The following is a 16,220-nucleotide window of genomic DNA, read 5'->3' on the forward strand; positions in this document are numbered from 1 at the left end:
ATGAACATAATTACCCTCACTTCTGATTTTGGCCTCATGGACCCTTTTGCCGGCATGATGAAGGGTGTTATTTACTCCATAAATAATGAGGTTACAATAGTTGACATATCTCATGGAGTTGACAGCCAGGACATCTTTGGGGCTTCCTTTATCATAAATGCATCATACAGGTACTTTCCATGCCTGACCATCCACGTGGTTGTCGTGGACCCAGGGGTAGGATCAGACAGAAAAGCCATCCTTGTAAAGGCATCCGGACACTATTTTATAGGACCGGACAATGGGGTACTTTCTTCAGTTATAGCCGGGGACACCAATTCTGTAATATATGAAATTACTGAAGACAGATATTTTCTAAGAAGCGCCGGTAATACCTTTCACGGCAGGGATATCTTTGCACCTGTTGCCGCATGGTTATCAAAGGGCTGTGATCCGGCAAACTTTGGTCATGTAACTACTGATTACGTCAGTATTGAAATTCCTGAGCCCCTGTTGCAAAATGATACGCTGACAGGTGAAATCATTTATATTGACAGGTTTGGCAATCTCTTTACAAACCTTGATTACAGGGATATTGATAAACAGATTAAGGCCGGATCAGCTTCTACCCCGTTCATTAGATTAAATCAGAATGAATTGTTGTTAAAAAAACATTATGCAGAAGCAGGCATCGCTGAAACGGCTGCTGTCATAAACAGCTTTGGACTCATTGAAATATATACATTCATGGGGAATGCGGCAATAAAAACCGGGGCCAAAAAAGGCGATACAGTCAGTCTCGGCTTTAAATAGACGGGTCATAGGCAATCTTGTTTTGCTTTATATGATATGATAACATTTTTTGACACTACACATCATAAAGGAGCGTTTCAATGCAAACTTCATCAGAAATCAGGCGGGCTGTAATAAGTGTAACAGACAAGAGCGGGATAGTCGAATTTGCACGCAGGCTGTCAGGGTTTGGGGTTCATATTCTTTCAACAGGAGGAACTGCGAAGACACTTAAGGCTGCAGGAATTGAGGTTACAGACGTATCCCAATATACAGGCTTTCCCGAGATGATGGATGGCCGTGTAAAGACCCTTCACCCAAAGGTGCATGGTGGGCTTCTAGGCAGGAGGGACATTCCGGAGCATATGCAGCAGATGTCCGAACATGGTATAGATCCGATTGATATGGTGGTAATTAATCTCTATCAATTTGACAAGGCGGTCGCAAAACCCGACTGCACATTTGAGGATGCCATAGAAAACATAGATATCGGCGGTCCATCAATGATCAGGTCTGCTGCAAAAAATTTCGGATCTGTTGCTGTTGTAACAGATCCTTCAGACTATAACTCAATCATGAAGGAGATGGATGAATCAAATGGCTCGATTTCGCACGACACCAGGTTCAGACTTGCCAGAAAGGCATTTTCTACTACAGCAAGATATGACACAATGATATCTCATTACCTTGATAAGGTATCTGATAAACCTGAGGAGACAATACACTTCCCTGAGATTTTCACCCCTTCATTCGAAAAGGTGCAGCATCTGCGTTACGGCGAAAACCCTCATCAGCGGGGCGCATTTTACAGGGAAATCGGATACAGCGGTAACTCGGTTTCCCGGGCTAGGAGGCTTCAGGGAAAGGAAATGTCATACAATAATTACCTCGATGCCAACTCTGCACTCGAACTTGCACGGGAGTTCGATGAACCAACCGCTGTTATAGTTAAACACAATAATCCGTGCGGCGCTGCATCGGCTGAAGACCTCAGGGATGCGTATTGTATTGCAAGGGATACTGATCCGGTATCAGCATTCGGCGGTGTAATTGCATTCAATACGATTGTGGATGAATATACAGCCGCTGAGATAGCGAAAACCTTTGTTGAAGTTATAGTTGCGCCTGAGTTTTCAGGTGAGGCACTTGAGATCTTTCAGAAAAAGGCAAATGTCCGTTTACTGGAAACAGGCCCTTTATCTGCAATATCAGAAGGGACAATGGATTTCAAGAGGGTGACAGGCGGTCTTCTTATGCAGGACATGGACCTCGGCATCAATGATGATATAGCCAATATCAGAATCGTGTCTTCCCGACATCCCACTGAGGAAGAGATGGATGCCCTCAGATTCACATGGAAGGTCTGCAAGCATGTAAAATCCAATGCCATAGTATTCGGCCGGGGGACGGAAACTGTTGGCATAGGTGCAGGACAGATGAGCAGGGTTGATTCAGTGAAGCTTGCGGTTTCAAAATCAAGGGGCAAAATCAGCGGTTGCGTAATGGCATCAGATGCCTTCTTTCCATTCAGAGATGCAATAGATGAGGCAGCCAGAGTAGGAATTTCAGCAATAATTCAACCAGGCGGATCTATTAAGGATGATGAAGTAATAAAGGCTATTGATGAATATAACATGGCTATGGTGTTTACAGGAGTCAGGCATTTCAGACATTGATTGAAAATAAGGGGGCAGGTCTTGCTGACCTCTTGACCTTGAAGGAATATTGTAGGATGAACCGTCATGAGCCAGGGCTCACAAAAGACAGATGAAAATCCCCCTTAGTCCCCCTTTTCCAAAGGGGGAAATTAGTTCCCCCCTTTAGTAAAGGGGGGATAGGGGGGATTTGAACGGAGATTTTCGAGTGAACGTCTTAGTCATAGGGAGTGGGGGCAGGGAGCATGCACTTGTATGGAAGATTGCCCAGAGCAGGCATGCCAACAGGATTTATTGCGCACCAGGCAATGCAGGAATCGCGAAAATTGCTGAGTGTGTCCCAATATCATCCACTGATATTAAATCTCTTTATGCCTTTGCAAAGGATAAGGACATCGGATTAACGGTCGTTGGTCCTGAGGCCCCGTTGGTGCTTGGAATAGTTGATACGTTCAAAAGCAATGGACTGCGGATATTCGGCCCTACGAGGTTTGCAGCGCAATTGGAGGGTAGTAAGGCCTTCTCAAAAAAAATCATGCTAAAATATGGTATACCCACTGCCGAGGCGGGAATATTCACTGATCCTGAAAAGGCAATCAGCTACGCAAGAGCAATGGGCGCCCCGGTAGTTGTCAAGGCGGACGGACTTGCAGCAGGAAAGGGTGTTATTGTCTGCTCAAACGAGGGTGAGGCTCAGGATGCAATTGACCGGATAATGACCAGGCGCGTATTCGGCGAGGCTGGCTCAACGGTCGTTATTGAGGAGTGTCTTGCTGGAGAGGAGGCGTCATTTCTTGCGTTCTCTGATGGAACTACAGTTATCCCAATGCCTCCGTCTCAGGACCATAAAAGGGCTCTTGATGGTGACAGGGGGCCTAATACAGGCGGCATGGGGGCATACTCTCCTGTGCCTGCCGTTGACGCTTCCATGCAGGAGAGGATCATGAAGGAAGTTATGCTTCCTGTAGTCAATGCACTAAGGGCTGAGGGGAATTCATATGAAGGTATCTTATATGCCGGCATCATGTTAACCAGGACAGGCCCGAGGGTTCTCGAGTTCAACTGCAGATTCGGCGATCCTGAGGCTCAGCCTGTACTGATGAGATTGGAAACAGATTTGCTCGACATAATGAATGCTGTCGTTGACAGGAGGCTTGATAAGATTGATATAGCGTGGAGCCCGTCTGCCGCTGTTTGCGTAGTTGTTGCAGCAGCCGGGTATCCTGATAAATACCCGACAGGTCAGGTAATTAAAGGCCTGGAAGACATGGATGATATGAAAGATGTCATGGTATTTCATGCAGGCACAAAGAAGGATAATGATGATATAGTAACAGCCGGCGGAAGGGTGCTTGGCATAACCGCTACAGGGATAAATATCGGTGAAGCGATAATCAGGGCATATAATAGCGTTGACAGGGTGCAATTCGATGGTATGCAGTTCAGGAAGGACATCGGTAAACGGGCGATAAGGTAAAGGCAACAGATGCAGCAATTAACAGGAAAGGACTTTAAAGGATGAAAAAAGCGCTGGTAGCTATTGTTATGGGCAGTGAATCCGATCTGCCGGTTATGAGTGAGGCATCAAACATTCTCGACAAGTTTAATGTACCCTATGTGGTAAAAATAGCCTCTGCCCACAGGAGTCCGGGGCTCGTAAGCTCATTCTCAAGAGGTGCGGAGGACTCTGGTTTTGAGGTAATTATTGCAGGTGCAGGAGGGGCGGCGCATCTGCCTGGGGTAATTGCAGCAGAAACCGTGCTGCCGGTAATTGGTGTGCCTGTTAATTCTTCTCCCCTCCAGGGATTTGATTCCCTTCTTTCAATAGTCCAGATGCCTGGTGGGGTTCCTGTGGCCACAATGGCAGTAGGTACAGCAGGTGCAAAAAATGCAGCACTGTTTGCAATACAATTATTATCGAGAAAGGACAAGGATATACTGACTAAACTCAAACAGTATAAGAGGGATATGGCAGAGGCAATAGAGAAGAAGCAAAAGGGTTGATTGGGATGAGGATAATTAAAATAAGCCAGACCTCCCCGGATCCTTCAGCGGTCTCTGAAATAGCCGAATTATTAAGGGCCGGTTCAGTTATTGCCTATCCAACCGATACTTTTTACGGATTAGGCGCTGATATTACAAATCAGAGTGCAATAAGGCGATTATACTCAATAAAGAACAGACAGCCTGATAAACCTATTCTTATACTTATATCTGACATGCAAATGCTGCATCCATTGATAGCGGGTGGTTATCTTCCACCAATCGCCAGGCGATTAACAGACAGTTTCTGGCCAGGTCCCCTGACTTTGGTATTTCATGCGTCAGAGAAAGTCCCTGCGCTACTTACAGCCAATACTGGGAAAGTAGGTATACGCTTGCCTGACAATGAGTTATGCAAGTTACTTATAGCTAAACTTGAACATCCATTGACGGCAACAAGCGCTAACATATCAGGAGTCAGGAGCATTTATAATCCGGATGAAATAATAGAAACAATAGGTAGCAGGATTGATGCACTTGTAGATGGTGGGAAGACAAAGGGCGGCCTTGAATCAACTGTAGTTGATGTTACAGGGGATAAACCTGAGATAATTCGAGAAGGGGCTATACCCCGATCACTAATAAAGGAAGGGATTTCCAGGTGAACCGTCATGAGCCACGGCTCACAAAGGCAGATGAAAATCCCCCTGAGTCCCCCTTTACTAAAGGGGGAAATTAGTTCCCTCCTTTAGTAAAGGGGGGATTTGAACGGAGATTTTCGGATGAAGCTTATAGTTCAAATACCGTGTCTTAATGAGGAGGCAACGCTGCCTGTTGCTATAAAGGCAATTCCGCGAAAGATATCAGGTGTAGACAGCGTGGAGATCCTTGTTATTGACGATGGTAGCAGCGACAGCACCTCCCGGGTGGCAAGAGATTGTGGTGCAGACCATATACTGAGGTTCAAGGTAAACCAGGGACTTGCGAGGGGATTTATGGCAGGGCTCCAGACATCTGTCAGGCTGGGTGCTGATATTATAGTCAATACAGATGCCGATAATCAGTACAATGGAGACGATATACCAAAGCTGATTCAGCCTATTCTTGATGGGAAGGCTGACATAGTAATCGGCGACAGGGAGGTCGAAACCATCAGGCATTTCTCGTATTCTAAAAAGATCCTGCAAAAACTCGGAAGCTGGGTAGTAAGGATTGCATCAGATACGCCCATACCGGATGCAGCAAGCGGGTTCCGGGCATTAAGCCGTGAGGCTGCGCTTAGGACTAATATAGTGTCCGGATACACGTATACCCTCGAAAGCATAATTCAGGCAGGGCATAATAGGCTTGCAATTACTCATATACCTGTCAGGACCAATCAGGTACTTCGCGAATCAAGGCTTATTTCAAGCGTTCGCAGTTATTTAATCAGATCGGCATCCACCATAATAAGGACATACGCCATGTATCGTCCTTTGATGTTTTTCTTTACTATCGGTGCGCTGATATTTTCCGGGGGATTGTTCCTCTCATTCAGGTACCTGTTTTACATGTTACGGGGTGAAGGCTCTGGTCACATTCAATCACTCATACTTGCCGCTACATTAATGATGCTCGGTTTTCAGACCGTTGTCATAGGTCTCATATCAGACCTGATCGCTGCAAACCGCAGGTTAAATGAAGAGGCAGTCTACCGTTTAAGAAAAATGGACAAGGAGGAATAGACAATGGATTCTTTGATCAGCAAAATTGAACAGAAGAAGGCGAAACTTGGGATAATAGGAATGGGTTACGTGGGACTGCCTTTGGCGCTTGAGTTTTGCAAGGCAGGTTTTGAAGTAACAGGGATTGACCTGGATAAGAAGAAGATAGACTCAATTAACAACGGTAAATCGTATATTGAAGATGCCTCAGACAATGATTTGAAAACAGCAGTGAGTCAGGGGAGACTGCATGCTACAACCGATTTCAGTATACTGAAACAGCTCGATACGGTAAGTATATGTGTACCAACGCCGCTGAGAAAGACCAAAGACCCGGATATATCCTACATCCTGAGCGCTACTCAGGAAATATCAAAGTATATTCATACCGGACAGCTAATTGTTCTTGAGAGTACAACTTATCCTGGTACGACTGAGGAAATAATACTGCCTGAACTTGAAAGCAGGGGGCTGAAGGTTGGTGTTGATTTTTTCCTTGCCTTTTCACCCGAACGCATTGACCCTGTTAACAAACAATTCCACACAAGAAACACACCAAAGATCATTGGTGGTATAACTGCAAAATGCACTGAATCTGCGGCTGCATTATACAGCAAGGCCGTGGAAAAGGTAATTCCGGTAAGCTCAACAAGGGCGGCTGAAATGGTAAAGCTGCTTGAAAATACGTTCAGGGCTGTAAATATCGGCCTCGTCAATGAGATCGCAATCATTTGCAACAAACTGGGCATGGATGTCTGGGAGATTATTGATGCAGCAGCCACAAAACCATTCGGGTTTATGCCCTTTTACCCTGGTCCAGGACTGGGCGGCCACTGCATACCGGTGGACCCTCATTATCTTTCCTGGAAGCTTAAGATGTTCAATTACAATGCACGATTCATTGAGCTCGCAAGTGAGGTAAACACAAATATGCCTTACTTCGTTGTGAACAAGATATTTGACGCTTTAAATGCTCAGAAAAAGAGTATCAACGGGTCAAAGATTCTGATTCTTGGCGTAGCTTATAAGAAAGATGTCGGGGATGTAAGAGAGTCTCCGGCACTCGATGTAATCAGGCTGCTTAAGGAAAAGGGTGGTTTGATCTCATACAATGACCCCCATATCCCGCACCTTCATGAGGAAAACATGGACTTCTCATCTGTTGATCTTGGAGATTATTCTGTTTTGAGAAATTATGACTGCGCCGTAATTATCACTAATCATTCATTATACGACTATAAGAAGGTTGTGGATAATGCCAAAATCATTGTTGACACAAGAAATGCAACCAGGGGTATATTGTCAGAAAAGATAGTAAAACTATAGATGGGAGATACATGGAAACTTATCTTGTAACAGGCGGAGCAGGGTTTATAGGCTCCAATATTGTTGATAAACTGCTGAGTCAGAACCACAGCGTACGCATCCTTGATAATTTCTCAACCGGCAAAAAGGCTAACATCGAAAGGGTTATAAAAAAACACTCACTCGTACCGGAGCGGGACTATATGTTCGTCACAAGCAGTCAGCTCCGGATACGTCCTGACAGATATCCAGGACTTTTTGTTATTGACGGGGACCTGAGAGAGTCTGACACCTGCTGGAGGGCGGTGTCAGGCGTAACATATGTACTGCATCAGGGCGCAGTGCCTTCTGTGCCCCGCTCCATATCTGACCCTGTTACAACCAATGATGTAAATATACGCGGGACTCTTAACATGCTGATTGCAGCAAGAGATGAAGGTGTAAAGCGGTTTGTGCTTGCATCATCCTCATCAGTATATGGTGACACACCTACCCTGCCCAAGATAGAAACCATGCCGCCTTCTCCGCTGTCTCCATATGCCCTCAGTAAACTTACCGCTGAATTCTATGCTGTACTGTTCAACAGGCTTTATGGTTTATCAACAGTGTCTCTGCGATACTTTAATGTGTTTGGTCCTGGTCAGGACCCCCTGTCACAATATGCCGCTGTAATACCCAAATTCATAACAGCTCTGCTTAAAAATAGTCCGCCGTCTATATATGGTGACGGCGAGCAATCAAGGGATTTTACCTTTGTTGATGATTGTGTGTCTGCAAATATCCTGGCATGCAGGGCAGACGGTGCATCCGGGGCAGTAATGAATATAGCCTGTGGCTTCAGGACAACACTGAATGAGCTGCACAATAAGATTAGCGGGATTACCGGTGCAACTGTTAAACCTGTGTATGAAGCGGCAAGACCAGGTGATGTAAAGCATTCACTTGCTGATATTTCGCGGGCAAGGGATATCCTGAAATATAATCCGTCATACAGCATTGATGAGGGTTTGAAAGTAACTGTTGAATGGTTCAGGAATAATTCATAAACCCGGATAATTTTCCATGGCGAGTCTTTTTGCCAGTTCTGACTCATAGTCCGACAGGTCTTCTCTTATCAACCGGATGCCAAGGGTCTTTGTAAATCCATGGGCTAAAGACTCAATCAGCAAACTGATATCGCCTGAGAAGATCCCCAATTCTCCTAATGATATGGAGTTCTGCCCGTTTTCTGATGCCGTTCTATTTACAAGTATCGAACCATGCTGAAGAAATACGTCCGGCCAGCGCCTCTGTGCACTTCCCGCGAGTTTTCTACCGTAAACTGTTATCTCGTGTCTTAGCGCAGTGTTAAAACAGAGTGGCGTTCTGTGATATTTGGTTGAACTATCCTTTCTGACACATTCTTTTTCCTGTGGATCGGGATTGATTCCAAGGTATCCAAGTCCGGCAATTAATGCATTTGCTATAGTATAATAAGTCCCATTAATGTTTTTAGGAAACAGCAAATTGTCTGTCCTGGAAACTACGCTGTAACTGAGGTCGCTGCCGTGAAAAACGGCCCTGCCGCCTGTTATTCGCCTTACAATGCTGCCCTTGAGCGTTTCATCAGGCTTTTGGAAGTAACCAATCGAAATGCAGGCCGGATGCCACGTATAAAAACGCAGTGTGGTTGCAGCCTTTCGCTCTCTGACAGCCGATGCAATTGCCTCATCAACAGCCATGTTATAGCAGCCATCACAACTGCCCGTATCTATTAAACGCCATGATTGCATAATATCACCATTACCCTGCCATTCTAATTTACACATATCAGGACATTGAATCAATATATAAAATATCAGTTGAAAATAGTATCAAACCGGTTTATATTAGTAAAACACACTCTATAACAGTCTAATTAATTAGGAGAATACCGATGAGCACGGTGAAGACAGGACAGGTTATCATACCCAAAAAGCACAAGGAGGGTATGTTTGAAATCAGGATGGAAAGCATAGGAGGTCTCGGCGCAAATGTTGCAGGTAAAATAATGGCCGAGGCTGGTGTGCTTGGCATGGGCCTGAACGGCTCTAATTTTTCATCCTATGGTTCTGAAAAGAAGGGCGCTCCGGTTAAGGCACATGTAAGATTTTGTGATCCTGATACTCCAATAAGGTCAAACAGCCCCATTGAAAATCCCCATATCGTAGCAATATTTCACGAGGCCCTGGTTAAGACTGTTCCGGTACTTCAGGGCGTTGAGCCTGATTCAACAGTGCTGTTGAACACAACGAGAACTACAACGCAGGCCAGGGAATTCCTGAAATTACATGGTGGTTATGTCGGGTGTATTGATGCGCTGAACATAGCCCTTGAAGAAAAGAGCAGGGTAAATATTCCGATGCTTGGCGCCATTTGCAAGGCAAGCGGCTTTTTTAATCCGGATGCACTTAAGGATGCAATCAAAAATGTTTTCGGTAAGAAATATCCGCAGACTGTGGCTGGCAATCTGAAGGCCTTTGACAGGGGATTTAACGAGGTAAAAATGGAGTACTTTGCACCGGATGACAGATATCCGTATCAGCCATATGTACGGAATCCATCACGGCTCGGGTATTTAAACCAGCCTATAGGCGGGGTTGTCGTAAGCGCCGGAATCACGCGTCAGAAAGACCTTAGCCCTTCGCGCATGGGATTTATACCGGTACTGGACCTTGAGACCTGTACGCATTGCGGTGAATGTGACTTTGCATGCCCTGACTATTGCTTTGTCTGGGAAAAAGGATTAACCAAAACCGGCAAGGAGGCGGTATTCCTTAAGGGGATTGACTACAACTACTGTAAGGGGTGCCTGCAGTGTGTATGGATATGTAAACCAAAGGCCCTTACAATTGGTAAAGAGAGTGCATACAACATAGATGAAATAAATGTTCCGCATTTATTCAGAAAGGTGAAGTAAAGGAGGATTTTATGGGGGCAGAAGTAAAAAAGGGGGCCAAACAGATTACAGGATTCCTGAGTGGCAATGAAATGGCTTCCATAGCAGCAAGTCAGATCAATTTCCACATCATGGGTTATTACCCGATTACTCCGTCAACCGAGATTGCTGAAAACCTGGATGAAATGAAGGCCGAGGGTGAACACGATATCCTCCTTATACCGGGTGAAGGCGAACATGGTGCTGCTGCTATCTGTTATGGGGCATCTACAACAGGAGCAAGGGTCTTTAATGCAACATCCGCTCAGGGACTTTTATATTCAATGGAACAGCTTCCGGTCCAGTCCGGCACAAGATATCCAATGCTGCTCGACCTGGTTATGCGCTCTGTATCAGGGCCTCTTGACATAAGGGGTGATCATAGCGACGTTATGATGGCCCTCAATTGCGGATGGATTATTCTTATGGCAAAAGACCCTCAGGCGGCTTATGACATGAACTTCATAGGTGTTAAAATCGGCGAGATTGAAGATGTCCGTCTACCTGTGATAGTCGCATATGACGGTTTCTTTACGAGTCACCAGAAGCGCCGTGTTCAATATTTTGAAGATAAGCAGGTTATACAGGACTTCGTGGGCTTTCATCCTCCCAAATACACTTCAATAGATCCAAAGAATCCTGTTACTATCGGGCCATACATGAATGATCCGGATCTTATTAACAACAAGAAACAGCAGTCTATGGCCATGGAAGCGGCATATAACCACCTGGATGAAGTATTCGAGGAATACGGCCGTATAAGCGGACGCAGATATGGTCTGCTTGATACCTATATGATGGATGATGCTGAAGTCGCACTGGTCATTCTGAACTCTGCCTATGAGACTTCGAAAGAGGCAGTTGACAGGCTCCGGGCAGAAGGCCTTAAGGTTGGAGTGATGATGCCCAATGTCATAAGACCATTTCCTGCAAGGGAAATAAGAGCGTGCATGAAGAAGGTCAAGGCGCTCTGTGTCGCGGACAGACAGGAATCATTTGGAGGCTGGGGCGGTAATATGAGCATAGAGATAAAGGCCGCACTTAAAGATGATCCTGAGAACAAGACCCTTATAATCAGCCGTATATACGGTCTGGGAGGAAAAGAATTTTATATTGAAGATGCAGTTGACATGATTCGGGAGGCCGTTGGTGTCGCCAATAAAGGCAAGGTCAGCGTACCTTTTGAATATGTTGGGGCTACACCTGGCGACCTGAGTTTTATACCCGGACAGGTTCAGAAACCCTTGTCACGGGAGGAGATGACCCCGGGAATTTTAAAGGTATCGAGGGATGAGTCCACAGGGGCATTCGATATAAAAGGTGTAAGCGCAAGGCCGCTGAATGAGGTGCCTAAAAGGATTGCCCAGGGTCATTCAGCATGCTCAGGCTGCGGGATTTTTCCAGGACTTGATACATTCTTTAAGGGCATTCAGGGAGATGTTGTCGTGCTTTACCACACAGGCTGTGCAATGGTGGTTACCACGGGCTATCCTTATTCGTCTCATAACGTAACTTACATTCATAACCTGTTTCAAAGCGGCGCCACAACATTATCAGGTGTGGTAGAAGGATTTAAAGAGAGACAGCGCCGCGGTGAAATACCTGCATCCGAAGATATAACATTTGTAATGATAACAGGTGATGGTGGAATGGATATTGGCATGGGACATGCGATTGGCACGGCCCTTAGAAATCACAACATGATAATCCTTGAATATGATAATCAGGGCTACATGAACACAGGGGCTCAACTATCATTCTCCACTCCTCTTGGCCATGCTACATCAACATCTCATGTCGGGCCGTATCAGTCAGGAAACAAGCTGCAGCATAAAGACACTGCACAAATCATGGCAGCCTGTCATATTCCATATGTGTTTACCGGTATAGCAACCCAATACAGAGACCTTATAAAAAAGGCCACAAAGGCCCAGTACTATGCAAAGAACGAGGGGCTTGTTTACGGAAAGATACTTATTGCATGTCCTCTTGAATGGAAGAGCGAGGAAAAGATCGGCCTTGAAATAATACAGGCTGCAACCGACTGTTGCTTTTTCCCATTATATGAGATAGAACACGGAATTACATCAATAAGCTATAACCCTGAAGATAAAGGCAGGAAAGCGCCTGTAACAGAGTGGCTCAAACTTATGGGCAAGACAAAACATCTTATTAAGCCAGAATACAAGGGGGTCGTTGAAACCCTGCAGAAAGAAGTAGACAGGAGATGGGAAAGACTCAAGGCAATGGCAGCTCATCCGTTATTGTGATAATGACCTGGACAAATTAATCCTTAATATGCCGAATATCCATCACTCGACGCGTGAAATAAACTGTAAGGTCGTTTACTACGGACCAGGTCTGTGCGGTAAAACGGCCAACATAAGATACATATATAACAATACAAATCCTGAGAGCAAGGGTAAATTAATATCTGTATCACCTGAGACTGAACACACACTTTTTTTTGATTTTCTTCCGATCTACCTTGGGACACTAAAAGGCTTTACACTGAAATTTCATTTACATACTGTTCCTGGCCAGATATTCTATGATGATAGCCGTAAGCTCATCCTGAAGGGGGTGGATGGCATTGTATTTGTGGCTGACTCACAGATAGAGAGAATGGATGCAAATATTGAGAGCATTGACAGCCTGAAAAGGAATCTGTTTGAACAGGGAATTGATGCAGCCCACATTCCGATCGTATTTCAGCATAACAAGAGAGACCTTCCGAACATCCTCCCAATTGAGGAGATGGAAAGGATAGTCAACTTCAGGAGAGCCCCTTATTTTGAGGCCGTAGCCCTGAATGGTGAAGGGGTGTTTGAGACCCTGAAGGAAATTACTAGACAGGTAATTTCAAAGATAAAAGAAAATATTGAATAGTCAGCCTGATATCTTCCTGCTGATACCTCCAGTCATAAAACAATTGACTTAATTATAAACAGTCAGATATAATATGCAGGTTTTAATCGGTAATCCCCGGTAGCTCAATAGGCGGAGCGAGCGGCTGTTAACCGCTAGGTCGCAGGTTCGAGCCCTGCCCGGGGAGCCATTTTTTGCTGTAACCATGGAGGGGTCTTATGAAGGTACCCAATCTTTTCCGCATCATTCATATATCAATTTTAACTTCTGTTGCCGCATCGCTGAGTCTTACAGTATACAGTTATGCTGCAGGGCCGGCAGCAGTGTCAAGTACTATTTCATTGCTGGAATCTGTCAGACAGAATTATTACGCAAATGAGCGTCTTGAATCACTTAAAAATAATAACTCAATCAATGCTATAAAAGAGGTTCCTGCAGAGATGTGGTTAAAGAAGGTCAATTCAGATGAAGTTAATATGGTAACTAATCGCTATGCAGGGAAACAACAAAGCGCCATTGTTATTGATGGCAGGACTTATTATGCTACCGGCGATGGATATGCCTTCAATTTCAGGGGCAACCAGACTGTCCGTTTTTCCAGGGACCCTGTAACCAATAAGATAATTGATAAGGCCGGCGCTGTAACGTATGCTGATGCATCAGGCAGGATTCTGTATTTTGAATCAGAAGCTACATTTGAGAGTTTTATTGAAATGGCCAATTCAGAGGCCCTGTACGGTTACTCAACTTATGAGTTTGACAGATATTAAATGTGTGATAAATTAGAATCATAAGACACATATAATTGCTACCACCGATAATAGCAAACTACTGGTAACAGTAGGACGCAAAGCCACCGGCCCTATGTAAGGGGGCAGCGGGGATGCCGAAGTGGATGATGGTTTAAAGCCCATTACCAATCTGGTGGTAATGGGCTTTTTTTATTCCCCCCACTTCGGCCAGGAGGGGAAAATGAACGTCTTTCTGAGTATCATCATAATGATTACCCTTATGGCCGCACAGCCTGTAAAGGCATATGAAGCAGAAGTGAAAGACATTGTTCAGATTGGCAGTGCTTTCGCCACAAATCTGACTGTTCATGAATATGGACATGCCATAGTAGGTAGTTCGGTTGGTGCAGAGGGAATTTCAGTTTCATTTATGAGCAAACGTAAAAACAATCTATTCCTTGGCTATACATCAACAAAGAGGATTGATGATGATGCTTATCCATCCTTTGCCCTTGGCGGTGAAATTGGTGCAAATATGAGCTTCGAATATGCCCTTTACAAGTTCCGCAAAGCACCAACAACATACAACAGGGCGCTTCTGTTTTTCAGTGGAACTGATTTTCTCTGGTACTCAGTTTATGCATTCTACTTCAATGAAGACAATCCTGATTCCGATCCAAATATTCTCCATAGGGAGACTGGAATCAGCAAAGATGCAATTCTCGCAGCAGCCATCACTCAATCAGTACTCAATGGTTACAGGGTCTATGCAGGGAGTGATACTGTTGTCCCATATATGACATTTAGCAGTGACTCCATAGGCTTTCATTTAAGAGTCTCCTTTTGAGATTCACACACTGTTAAAAATATCGCTTGACACTGACTCCAACCTGGATTATAAGTAAGATCATAATTCAGGTGCGCTCAGAGAAATATCTGAGCCAAGAGGGAACCCTGTGTAAATCAGGGGTGGTCCCGCCGCTGTGAATGGGGACGAACACTGAGAAATACCACTGGGTCATTTAGCCCGGGAAGGTTCAGTAAGTAGGTTAATCCATAAACCAGAAGACCTGCCTGAACAATAGAAATGGTAACCTCCGGAAGAGAGGTTGTATATTTTAGCCTTCAGGGTGAAGAATCAGGGTGCAATCCTCAGGGCCGTTATATCCGGCTTTGGGGATTTTTTTTATGGACACCGTAAAATTTGTCAGCACACCTGTTAATTCGAGATGGCTTTGCTTATTTGTCCTTCTGCTTTTATCCTTCATTTTATATTTTCCCGGAAATATTTGCGCTGAGACTTTCACAGACGGTATCGGCAGAAAGATCGAGCTCAAGAAAACACCTGAGCGCATCGTCTCTCTCGCGCCAAGTATAACCGAGATACTCTTTTCCCTGCAATTAGACAACAGGATTGCAGGTGTAACGGATTTCTGTGACTATCCTGAAGAAGCAAAACTGAAACCCAAAATAGGCTGGCTTATAAGTCCTGGCATTGAGAAGATCATCTCTCTCAAACCTGATATAGTGTTCGCCACAACTGAGGGAAACAAACCTGAAATAGTTGACGAACTTGAGCGGATGAATATAAAGACCTATATCTTAAATCCTCATAACATTAGCGATGTGATAGGTGACATCCTTGCTATAGGAAATGTTACCGGCCGGAGCAGCCTTGCCAGGGAAAGGGTAGCCTCACTTAACCGGAGAATTGATTCAATCAAAATGAGCAGACCCGGAAGCAGGCAAAAGAGGGTAATGTACCTTGTGAGTGCGGACCCCATTATATCAGCAGGTCCCGGCAGTTTTATTCATGATCTTATCCTGACAGCAGGCGGGATAAATATATTTTCAGATTCACCCATCCGCTACCCGCGCGTTGACATCGAGGAAATTATATCTAAAGACCCTGAGATAATCATCGCGCCATATGATCTTACAGAACAGATAAACGACTGGGGCAAAAGGTGGGGAGGAATTTCAGCAATAAGAGACAGGAAGGTATTTCCAATAAATCCTGATATCGTAAGCCGGCCAGGACCGAGGATTATTGACGGGCTTGAGCTGATTTATGATTATATCAATAACAATCCGAGGGCAGGAAGAAAATAGGTTATTAAATTAGGTCCTTCCGGAATTGTCGTGGGTCGGTAAGTCTTGTATGATAGGTCCCCAAGGAGGGGATACCGATGCGAGATACCGACCTGTACAGACAAGTTCTCGGGTTGCAGGAGCCGTGGTTTGTGGA

15 protein-coding genes, 1 tRNA gene and 2 riboswitches are annotated in these 16,220 nt (G+C 44.9%); of the genes, 15 read left to right on the top strand and 1 reads right to left on the bottom strand.

Annotated features, from left to right (window positions below; translation table 11 throughout):
• The 8 genes from IT393_07790 to IT393_07825 all read left to right on the top strand — a co-directional run bounded on the left by IT393_07790 (position 1) and on the right by IT393_07825 (position 8,463).
• Entirely contained in the window at positions 1–792 is a 792-nt protein-coding gene (locus IT393_07790) for an SAM-dependent chlorinase/fluorinase (protein ID MCC7202543.1), read from the top strand.
• A gap of 80 nt (positions 793–872) precedes the next feature.
• Complete coding sequence (gene purH, locus IT393_07795) at positions 873–2,447, top strand: bifunctional phosphoribosylaminoimidazolecarboxamide formyltransferase/IMP cyclohydrolase (protein MCC7202544.1); 1,575 nt, start codon at positions 873–875, stop codon at positions 2,445–2,447.
• Positions 2,448–2,634: 187 nt separating this feature from the next.
• Positions 2,635–3,903 (top strand): phosphoribosylamine--glycine ligase, encoded by a 1,269-nt coding sequence (gene purD / locus IT393_07800; GenBank protein ID MCC7202545.1) that lies wholly within the window; start codon positions 2,635–2,637, stop codon positions 3,901–3,903.
• Positions 3,904–3,944: 41 nt separating this feature from the next.
• On the top strand, positions 3,945–4,430 hold the full coding sequence (purE, locus tag IT393_07805; GenBank protein MCC7202546.1) for a 5-(carboxyamino)imidazole ribonucleotide mutase: 486 nt from the start codon (positions 3,945–3,947) through the stop codon (positions 4,428–4,430).
• A 5-nt stretch (positions 4,431–4,435) separates the two neighbouring features.
• The gene (locus tag IT393_07810; protein MCC7202547.1) at positions 4,436–5,074 is read left to right on the top strand and encodes a threonylcarbamoyl-AMP synthase; all 639 of its coding nucleotides are present in this window, start codon (positions 4,436–4,438) and stop codon (positions 5,072–5,074) included.
• A gap of 117 nt (positions 5,075–5,191) precedes the next feature.
• The gene (locus IT393_07815; protein MCC7202548.1) at positions 5,192–6,133 is read left to right on the top strand and encodes a glycosyltransferase family 2 protein; all 942 of its coding nucleotides are present in this window, start codon (positions 5,192–5,194) and stop codon (positions 6,131–6,133) included.
• 3 nt (positions 6,134–6,136) lie between these two features.
• Positions 6,137–7,438, top strand: a complete 1,302-nt coding sequence (locus IT393_07820) for a nucleotide sugar dehydrogenase (GenBank protein MCC7202549.1) — start codon at positions 6,137–6,139, stop codon at positions 7,436–7,438.
• A gap of 11 nt (positions 7,439–7,449) precedes the next feature.
• Positions 7,450–8,463 (top strand): SDR family oxidoreductase, encoded by a 1,014-nt coding sequence (locus IT393_07825; GenBank protein MCC7202550.1) that lies wholly within the window; start codon positions 7,450–7,452, stop codon positions 8,461–8,463.
• Here IT393_07825 and IT393_07830 read toward each other — a convergent pair.
• The gene (locus tag IT393_07830; protein MCC7202551.1) at positions 8,458–9,225 is read right to left on the bottom strand and encodes a lipoate--protein ligase family protein; all 768 of its coding nucleotides are present in this window, start codon (positions 9,223–9,225) and stop codon (positions 8,458–8,460) included. The two genes, IT393_07825 and IT393_07830, sit on opposite strands and share 6 nt — an antisense overlap.
• 107 nt (positions 9,226–9,332) lie before the next feature.
• Between IT393_07830 and IT393_07835 the strand changes: the two genes are divergently transcribed.
• The 7 genes from IT393_07835 to IT393_07865 all read left to right on the top strand — a co-directional run bounded on the left by IT393_07835 (position 9,333) and on the right by IT393_07865 (position 16,084).
• Positions 9,333–10,355, top strand: coding sequence for a 2-oxoacid:acceptor oxidoreductase family protein (locus IT393_07835; GenBank protein ID MCC7202552.1), 1,023 nt, complete (start codon positions 9,333–9,335; stop codon positions 10,353–10,355).
• Between the two features lie 11 nt (positions 10,356–10,366).
• Positions 10,367–12,643 (top strand): pyruvate synthase, encoded by a 2,277-nt coding sequence (locus IT393_07840; protein MCC7202553.1) that lies wholly within the window; start codon positions 10,367–10,369, stop codon positions 12,641–12,643.
• Positions 12,644–12,671: 28 nt separating this feature from the next.
• Positions 12,672–13,262 carry a GTPase domain-containing protein gene (locus IT393_07845; protein MCC7202554.1) on the top strand — a complete coding sequence of 197 codons (591 nt, stop codon included), beginning with the start codon at positions 12,672–12,674 and terminating at the stop codon, positions 13,260–13,262.
• 93 nt (positions 13,263–13,355) lie between these two features.
• Positions 13,356–13,431, top strand: a tRNA-Asn gene (locus tag IT393_07850).
• 28 nt (positions 13,432–13,459) lie between these two features.
• The gene (locus IT393_07855) at positions 13,460–14,011 is read left to right on the top strand and encodes a hypothetical protein (GenBank protein ID MCC7202555.1); all 552 of its coding nucleotides are present in this window, start codon (positions 13,460–13,462) and stop codon (positions 14,009–14,011) included.
• Positions 14,012–14,053: 42 nt separating this feature from the next.
• Positions 14,054–14,132, top strand: a riboswitch (cyclic di-GMP riboswitch).
• 81 nt (positions 14,133–14,213) lie between these two features.
• Positions 14,214–14,819 (top strand): hypothetical protein, encoded by a 606-nt coding sequence (locus IT393_07860; protein MCC7202556.1) that lies wholly within the window; start codon positions 14,214–14,216, stop codon positions 14,817–14,819.
• Positions 14,820–14,871: 52 nt separating this feature from the next.
• Positions 14,872–15,065: riboswitch (cobalamin riboswitch) on the top strand.
• A gap of 95 nt (positions 15,066–15,160) precedes the next feature.
• Positions 15,161–16,084 (top strand): cobalamin-binding protein, encoded by a 924-nt coding sequence (locus IT393_07865; protein MCC7202557.1) that lies wholly within the window; start codon positions 15,161–15,163, stop codon positions 16,082–16,084.
• Positions 16,085–16,220 lie beyond the last annotated feature (136 nt).

The sequence above is a fragment of the Nitrospirota bacterium genome (genome assembly GCA_020851375.1).
Taxonomy (GTDB): Bacteria; Nitrospirota; 9FT-COMBO-42-15; order HDB-SIOI813; family HDB-SIOI813; genus RBG-16-43-11.

Excerpts from the sequence above, each read along its gene's own strand:
- IT393_07855 (MCC7202555.1), top strand. The coding sequence starts at position 13,460 with ATGAAGGTACCCAATCTTTTCCGCATCATTCATATATCAATTTTAACT.
- IT393_07865 (MCC7202557.1), top strand. The coding sequence starts at position 15,161 with ATGGACACCGTAAAATTTGTCAGCACACCTGTTAATTCGAGATGGCTT.
- IT393_07820 (MCC7202549.1), top strand. The coding sequence starts at position 6,137 with ATGGATTCTTTGATCAGCAAAATTGAACAGAAGAAGGCGAAACTTGGG.
- IT393_07790 (MCC7202543.1), top strand. The coding sequence starts at position 1 with ATGAACATAATTACCCTCACTTCTGATTTTGGCCTCATGGACCCTTTT.
- IT393_07830 (MCC7202551.1), bottom strand. The coding sequence starts at position 9,225 with ATGTGTAAATTAGAATGGCAGGGTAATGGTGATATTATGCAATCATGG.
- IT393_07860 (MCC7202556.1), top strand. The coding sequence starts at position 14,214 with ATGAACGTCTTTCTGAGTATCATCATAATGATTACCCTTATGGCCGCA.
- IT393_07810 (MCC7202547.1), top strand. The coding sequence starts at position 4,436 with ATGAGGATAATTAAAATAAGCCAGACCTCCCCGGATCCTTCAGCGGTC.
- IT393_07835 (MCC7202552.1), top strand. The coding sequence starts at position 9,333 with ATGAGCACGGTGAAGACAGGACAGGTTATCATACCCAAAAAGCACAAG.
- IT393_07845 (MCC7202554.1), top strand. The coding sequence starts at position 12,672 with ATGCCGAATATCCATCACTCGACGCGTGAAATAAACTGTAAGGTCGTT.
- purH (MCC7202544.1), top strand. The coding sequence starts at position 873 with ATGCAAACTTCATCAGAAATCAGGCGGGCTGTAATAAGTGTAACAGAC.
- IT393_07840 (MCC7202553.1), top strand. The coding sequence starts at position 10,367 with ATGGGGGCAGAAGTAAAAAAGGGGGCCAAACAGATTACAGGATTCCTG.
- purE (MCC7202546.1), top strand. The coding sequence starts at position 3,945 with ATGAAAAAAGCGCTGGTAGCTATTGTTATGGGCAGTGAATCCGATCTG.
- IT393_07815 (MCC7202548.1), top strand. The coding sequence starts at position 5,192 with ATGAAGCTTATAGTTCAAATACCGTGTCTTAATGAGGAGGCAACGCTG.
- IT393_07825 (MCC7202550.1), top strand. The coding sequence starts at position 7,450 with ATGGAAACTTATCTTGTAACAGGCGGAGCAGGGTTTATAGGCTCCAAT.